The 6108-nt window shown below is 60.4% G+C and carries 8 protein-coding genes; 6 read left to right on the top strand and 2 right to left on the bottom strand.

Going from position 1 to position 6108, the window contains the following annotated elements:
• The 6 genes from B7L71_RS07910 to B7L71_RS07885 all read left to right on the top strand — a co-directional run.
• Positions 1 to 667: AMP-binding enzyme (locus B7L71_RS07910; RefSeq protein ID WP_139790085.1), on the top strand; the 667-nt coding region annotated here is incomplete at its 5' end.
• Between the two features lie 5 nt (positions 668 to 672).
• Positions 673 to 1485, top strand: a complete 813-nt coding sequence (locus B7L71_RS07905) for a class I SAM-dependent methyltransferase (protein WP_081137159.1) — start codon at positions 673 to 675, stop codon at positions 1483 to 1485.
• A 77-nt stretch (positions 1486 to 1562) separates the two neighbouring features.
• The gene (locus B7L71_RS07900; RefSeq protein ID WP_016913605.1) at positions 1563 to 2129 is read left to right on the top strand and encodes a hypothetical protein; all 567 of its coding nucleotides are present in this window, start codon (positions 1563 to 1565) and stop codon (positions 2127 to 2129) included.
• Between the two features lie 115 nt (positions 2130 to 2244).
• The gene (locus B7L71_RS07895) at positions 2245 to 2514 is read left to right on the top strand and encodes a Trp family transcriptional regulator (protein ID WP_016913604.1); all 270 of its coding nucleotides are present in this window, start codon (positions 2245 to 2247) and stop codon (positions 2512 to 2514) included.
• Positions 2511 to 3932 carry an anthranilate synthase component I family protein gene (locus tag B7L71_RS07890; protein ID WP_081137157.1) on the top strand — a complete coding sequence of 474 codons (1422 nt, stop codon included), beginning with the start codon at positions 2511 to 2513 and terminating at the stop codon, positions 3930 to 3932. Before B7L71_RS07895 ends, B7L71_RS07890 begins: the two co-directional genes overlap by 4 nt.
• Positions 3929 to 4603, top strand: coding sequence for an anthranilate synthase component II (locus tag B7L71_RS07885; protein ID WP_081137155.1), 675 nt, complete (start codon positions 3929 to 3931; stop codon positions 4601 to 4603). The genes B7L71_RS07890 and B7L71_RS07885 overlap by 4 nt, the downstream gene beginning before the upstream one ends.
• On the opposite strand, the gene B7L71_RS07880 is transcribed toward B7L71_RS07885, so the two are convergent.
• Both B7L71_RS07880 and rluF read right to left on the bottom strand, forming a co-directional pair.
• Positions 4581 to 4874, bottom strand: coding sequence for a DUF1294 domain-containing protein (locus tag B7L71_RS07880; RefSeq protein WP_229800729.1), 294 nt, complete (start codon positions 4872 to 4874; stop codon positions 4581 to 4583). The two genes, B7L71_RS07885 and B7L71_RS07880, sit on opposite strands and share 23 nt — an antisense overlap.
• Before the next feature lie 16 nt (positions 4875 to 4890).
• Complete coding sequence (rluF, locus tag B7L71_RS07875) at positions 4891 to 5934, bottom strand: 23S rRNA pseudouridine(2604) synthase RluF (protein ID WP_081137153.1); 1044 nt, start codon at positions 5932 to 5934, stop codon at positions 4891 to 4893.
• Between the last annotated feature and the right edge of the window lie 174 nt (positions 5935 to 6108).

The raw sequence follows: 6108 nt of genomic DNA, 5'->3' as shown, positions 1-6108 counted from the left end.
GAACATGAAGGGCGTGCAGATTGCCTACGGCATGACCGAGACCAGCCCGGTGTCGACACAGACCGGCGCCAACGACACCATCGACAAGCGCGTTTCCACCGTGGGCCGTACCCAGCCCCACCTGGAAAGCAAGATCGTCGACCCAGGCAATGGCGGCATTCTGCCCCGTGGAGAAATCGGCGAGCTGTGTACCCGTGGCTATAGCGTGATGCTCAAGTACTGGAACAACGACAAAGCCACCGCCGAAGCCATCGACGAGGCAGGCTGGATGCATACCGGCGACCTGGCCACCATGGATGACGAGGGCTACATCCAGATCGTGGGGCGTATCAAGGACATGGTGATTCGCGGCGGTGAAAACGTCTACCCGAAAGAGATCGAAGAGTTTCTGTACGCCCACCCGGCCATTTCCGAAGTCCAGGTCACCGGCGTACCCGACAAGAAGTATGGCGAAGAGCTGATCGCCTGGGTGAAGCTCAACGCCACCGCGGGCGAGATCACCGGTGAAGACCTGCGCGAATACTGCAAGGGCAAGATCACTCACTTCAAGATCCCACGCTACTTCAAGTTCGTGGATGCGTTCCCCATGACCGTCACCGGCAAGATCCAGAAGTTCAAGATGCGCGAAATCTCGATAGAAGAGCTGGGCCTGGACGAGCAGAAGTAGCCGCCATGGCAAAGCCCCTGGCGCATCACTACGATCAGGGGCTGCGTGACCAGGAGATTCTCCAGCAGTTGCGCAGCCATTATCCTGAGGGTCCGACGCTGCACCAGCTCGCCCCACTGGACCAACTGCATATCGGTGGCTTGGCCGCCTCGGCCAGGCTGTTGGCCCTGATCGAGCCGCAAAGCCAGGTGCTGGACATCGGTGCCGGGCTGGGCGGGCTGATGCGCCAGGGCGCGGCCATGGGCCTGCACATGACCGGGCTGGATATCACCCACCGCTTCAGCGCGCTCAACCGGGCCATCAGCCAACTCACGCCCACCCCCATGGGCGGCAAATTGCGCTGGGTGACGGGAAATGCCAGCGCTCTGCCGTTTACCGACGCGAGCTTCGATGCGGTGGTGTTTCAACACAGCCTGATGAACATGCCTGACCCGGAAAGCGTGCTGGCCCAGTGCCGCCGAGTGCTGCGCCCCGGCGGGCAGCTGGTGATGCACGAAGTGGTGGGCGGCTCGAACCAGGCAGCGCTGCGCTTCCCGGTGCCCTGGGCGGAAGGGCCCGAACATTCGCACCTGCTCAGCCTGGAGGCATTGACTACCCTGCTGCAACGGCAAGGCTTCACCTTGCAACACCACGAGGATTGGAGCCAGACCGCCCTGGCGTGGCGCCAGCGTCAACGCCAAAAGGAGCAGACCGCCCAGCCTGCGGTCGTCTCGCCCCAGTGGGTATTTGGCGAGCGCTTTCTGGCCATGGGCAAGCACCTGCTGGAAAATCTCGCTCAACAGGCAATTAACGTGGTGGAAATCAGCGCCCGTTGCTAACCTGTAACGGTTGACTCGATAAACTGCGACCCGCCTGCATAACGATAAGGTCACGATCAAGGACAAGAGGAACGCCAATGAACCGCCTGGCAAGCACCCTGCTCCTGACGCTGGTGAGCGCTGCGCCCTTCGCCACCGCCCTGGCGAGTGACGACACGGTATTGCTGGCGTATGCAGCGCCCGACGGTGAGTGGATTCGGCTGGATAACGGCGTGGTGCTGGAAGGCAGCGACCTGAGCAGCCTCGACACCAACACCACCGGCTTTCGGCTGACCGCAGGCTTCAGCCCCGAACGGCTGCCACGGCTGGATATCGGTGCCGAGATCGCCTATCGCGAAAGTGAAGAAGTCCCCATTACGTCCCAGGTGAGCCCGCTGCTCATGGATACCCTGAGCCTGGGTGGCGCCCTGGTGGCAGGCGTGCGCATGGGCGCCGTCAGCGTTTATGCCAAATCCGGCTTCACCGAGTGGCGGGGTGAAGCGTACCAGCCCCATGCCGATGATGGCGGCACGGCGCTGCTGCAAGGCTTCGGCGCCACCATGACCGTTAACCGGTTAATCAGCCGTTTCGAGTACGAGCGTATCGACACGCCCACGCTCAGCCACCTCAATATGCTCAGCGCTTCGCTACACCTGCCGTTTTAATCCCGGTTTTCGATGCTGCCAGCCGAGATGTCTCTTGACCCTGCGCTTATTCGTGTTAATGTACTAGCGTACTAGTACATTAACACGATTTTCATCGACCGCTGGTGACTCACTCATGACCCTCTCTCCGTCACACTATCAGGCTGAGCTGGTACGCCATCTGGTGGCCATCGAGACCCCCGAGGCCATGGACGCTGCGCTGGCCAGCCTGCTGACACCAGCGGAGTACCAGGAAATCAGCAAGCGTCTGCAGATTTTCAAGCTGCTCAACGAAGGGGTACCCCACCGCAAGATTGCCGATACCCTCGGGGTCGGTATTGCCACGGTATCCAGGGGCTCTCGCGCACTGAACCAGTCATCTTCATCACGGAACGACCCTTTATGAGCACTCACACTCAGGCCAACACCACTGGCCCAACGCCGTTTACACTGCCTCGTAAACCACACTACGTGACGCTGGCGGCAGACTGCGACTTCTTCGCCCTGTTTCAGAAAATCGAGCGCCGCTTCGACACCTGCTACATGCTGGAGTCGCTGGGCGAAGATAGCCATATGGCACGCCACTCGATCATTGGCTTCGATCCCGAATATACGCTGTACGCCAATGGCCACACGCTGACCATCGAAAACCGCGACGGTCAGGCCGAGCAGTACACCAGCGAGAACCCCTACGAGCTGCTGCGCAGCCTGATTCCGCAGAACATCATTTCCCGCAAGTACGCCGGCGGCCTCAGCGGCTATCTGGGCTACGACGCCATGCAGTACTTCGAGCCTTCGCTGACGCTGAAAGCCAGCGACGACTTCGATACGTTCCGCTTCGGGCTTTACAAGGATGGCTTGATCCTCGACAAGATGACCGGGGAAGTCACCTACTTTTACTACGATAACAGCCGCTATGATTTTCTGCAGACACTGATCGAAGCAGCAGACGAGCCTGCCGGGGCGCTCAGCATTACCGCGCTGGGCGACACCATGAGCAAGACCCAGCATGCCGAAGCCGTGGCCAAGGTGAAGCAGGACATCATCGACGGCAAGGTGTTCCAGTGTGAAGTGGGATTCAAGAAGCGCTTTCGCATCCAGGGCGATACCCTGGCGCTCTATGACCAGCTGCGCACCATCAACCCGTCACCACAGATGTATTACGTCAAATTCGGTGATCAGAAGCTGATCGGCGCCAGCCCCGAGCTGCTGTTTCGCCTGCGCCAGGGCGAAATGGAAACCTTCCCGCTGGCGGGCACCACGCTCCGTGGCCAGACCCCCCAGGAAGACACGCAGCTGGCCCGCGCACTGCTCAACGACCCGAAGGAGATCGCCGAGCACAACATGATCGTGGACCTGCACCGCAACGACATCGGCCGCGTGGCCCAGTTTGGAACGGTGAAGGTACGCAGCCTGATGGATATCAAGCGGTTCAGCCACGTACAGCACATCTCCAGCGAGATCGTCGGCATCATCGCCGAAGGCGAAGACATGTTCACCGCCCTGGCCAGCAACTTCCCTGCCGGAACGCTGACCGGCGCTCCCAAGATCGAGGCCATGAAGATCATCGACGACCTGGAAACCGATGGTCGCGGCCCCTATGGCGGCGCAGTGGGTCAGTTTTCCTTCAATGGCGACTGCACCTTCGCCATTCCGATTCGTACGGTGTTCGTCAACGGTGAACGCGCCTACGTGCAAACCTGCGGCGGCAACGTCTACGACAGCAATGCCGAGGATGAGTACGAGGAGATTCGTCGCAAGTTTGCCGGTACCCGCAAGGCGCTAGCCCCCTTTATGAGCACGGAAACGGAGAGCCCCGCATGAAGGTGCTGATCATCGACAACTACGACTCGTTCACCTACAACCTCTACCAGTTCATCGGTGAAATTCTCACCACCGAAAAGAATCGCGGGGAGCTGCCGCATTTCGAGATCGTGGTGAAGCGGAACAACCAGATCGACTTCAAGGCCATCGAGGCCATGGCCCCGGACCGCATCATCATTTCGCCGGGGCCGGGCTCGCCGGACGACCCGCGCTACTTCGGGGTGTGTGCCGAGGTCATCGAAAAACTCGGCAAGACGACGCCACTGCTGGGAGTGTGCCTGGGCATGCAGGGCATCGTGCATGTCTTTGGTGGCAAGGTGGTCAAGGCACCGCTGCCCATGCACGGCAAGATCAGCCCCATTCATCACGATGACCGCTCGGTGTTCCAGGGCGTCCCCGACCAATTGGAAGTGATGCGCTACCACTCCTTGATTGCCGACGCCACCACCCTGCCCGACTGCCTGGAAGTGACCGCCACGGTCGGCGCGCTGACCGCCGAGCATTTTGCCGAGCGCAGCGCCTGGCAGGCCGCCGGCGAGTTCGAACTGATGGGCGTGAAGCACCGCGACTACCCCATCCACGGCATTCAGTTTCACCCGGAGTCGTTTGCCACCGAAGGCGGCAAGGAACTGATCGCCAACTTCCTGTTCAACTCGGCCAAGGTTGCGTAAGCGCCAGAACAGCCGCCAGACAGGCCAGGTTGAGCACCACCGTGACCCAGAAAACTCGCCGAAAAGCGGTTTTCTGGGTCTTGTGGCGCAGCTGCTGCTGAGCGCACCACGCGCCTGGCCAACCCCCTAACAGCGCCAGCCAGTGCAGCGTTTTTTCGCTCACCCGCTGGCGCTTCTTGATCGCCGCCCGCTTGTCCCATGCATAGGTGGCATAAGTCACGACGCTGGCCGCTGCATAGAGCGCCAGCCCGAAAAGCATCCATGAGTTCATGATGGGCCCTGGCTGACTATTTGCGCCGGGAAGACGGCTTACCGGCGGCTGTTCTGCCCCCACCAGGTCGACCACCCTTGATGGCACCCTTGCCCGCGCCCGACTTGCCACCGGGTTTACTGCCGGGCCTGCCCTTGCCTTTGGCAGCCGGTTTTCCCGTTGGCTTTGCTTTGGCGCCTGGCTTACCCGACGCGGCTACTTTCCCCTTGGAGTCCTGACGGCTCTTGCCACCCGAACGGGCACCTGGTGAGGCCTTTTTCGCTGCCGGTGGTTTACCCTTCGCGCCATGTCTGTTGCCGCTGTAGTCAGGCCTGTCGCGCTTTTTCTTCTCCGGTGCGGCTTGCGAGGTTTCGGTCAGGGCAATGATGGTCTCGATCTCACGGGGCGTCAGATCGCGCCAGTCGCCCAGCGCCAGGCCTTTCAAGGAGACGTTCATGATGCGTGTACGCACCAGTTGCGTCACTTCGTAACCGAAGTATTCGCACATACGGCGAATCTGACGATTCAGCCCCTGCACCAGCGTAATATTGAAGACGAAAGTAGACTCCTTGACCACGCGACACTTTTTGGTCACTTGGCCAAGAATGGGCACCCCGCCCTGCATACCGGCAATGAACTCATCGGTGATCGGCTTATCCACCGTCACCACGTACTCTTTCTCGTGATGATTGTTGGCGCGCAGAATCTTGTTGACCAGATCGCCGTTGTTGGTGAGAAAGATCAGGCCCTGGGAGTCCTTGTCCAGCCGTCCGATGGGAAAGATACGCGTGCCGTGCTTGACGAACTCGACAATGTTGTCCTTTTCAGCAGACTCCGTGGTGCTGACGATGCCCACCGGCTTGTTCAGCGCGATCAATACCAGGTCTTCTTCTTCCTGCGGTTCGATCTCCTGGCCGTTCACCTTGACCCGATCTCCCGCCACCACCTGATCCCCCGTGGTGGCCCGGCGACCGTTGATATAGACATTGCCCTGCTCCACGAAGCGGTCGGCTTCGCGGCGGGAGCACAGGCCGCTTTCACTGATGTACTTGTTGATACGGGTAGAGGTTCTTAACGGCATAAAGCGCTACGTCATCCCATTGGGTTAAAAGAAGAGCCCGGCTGCTGGAGGAAGGCGACTTCTTCCGGCGTGGAGAGAACAGGCTCCAGCGTTTGAAACCAGAAGACCATCACGGCCTGCGCATCTGCGCGCATGGTGCACCTCCCCTGGAGTGCGTCGTTGACGTCCTCCCCG

Source organism: Halomonas sp. BC2 (genome assembly GCF_002078115.1).
GTDB classification, from domain to species: domain Bacteria; phylum Pseudomonadota; class Gammaproteobacteria; order Pseudomonadales; family Halomonadaceae; genus Vreelandella; species Vreelandella stevensii.
The sequence above is the reverse complement of the archived record's forward strand: the minus strand, read 5'-3'. Positions and strand labels throughout refer to the sequence as shown.

Bases quoted from the DNA above. Each gene is read 5' to 3' on its own strand.
- B7L71_RS07905 (WP_081137159.1), top strand. From the start codon at position 673: ATGGCAAAGCCCCTGGCGCATCACTACGATCAGGGGCTGCGTGACCAG.
- B7L71_RS07900 (WP_016913605.1), top strand. From the start codon at position 1,563: ATGAACCGCCTGGCAAGCACCCTGCTCCTGACGCTGGTGAGCGCTGCG.
- B7L71_RS07895 (WP_016913604.1), top strand. From the start codon at position 2,245: ATGACCCTCTCTCCGTCACACTATCAGGCTGAGCTGGTACGCCATCTG.
- B7L71_RS07890 (WP_081137157.1), top strand. From the start codon at position 2,511: ATGAGCACTCACACTCAGGCCAACACCACTGGCCCAACGCCGTTTACA.
- B7L71_RS07885 (WP_081137155.1), top strand. From the start codon at position 3,929: ATGAAGGTGCTGATCATCGACAACTACGACTCGTTCACCTACAACCTC.
- B7L71_RS07880 (WP_229800729.1), bottom strand. From the start codon at position 4,874: ATGAACTCATGGATGCTTTTCGGGCTGGCGCTCTATGCAGCGGCCAGC.
- rluF (WP_081137153.1), bottom strand. From the start codon at position 5,934: ATGCCGTTAAGAACCTCTACCCGTATCAACAAGTACATCAGTGAAAGC.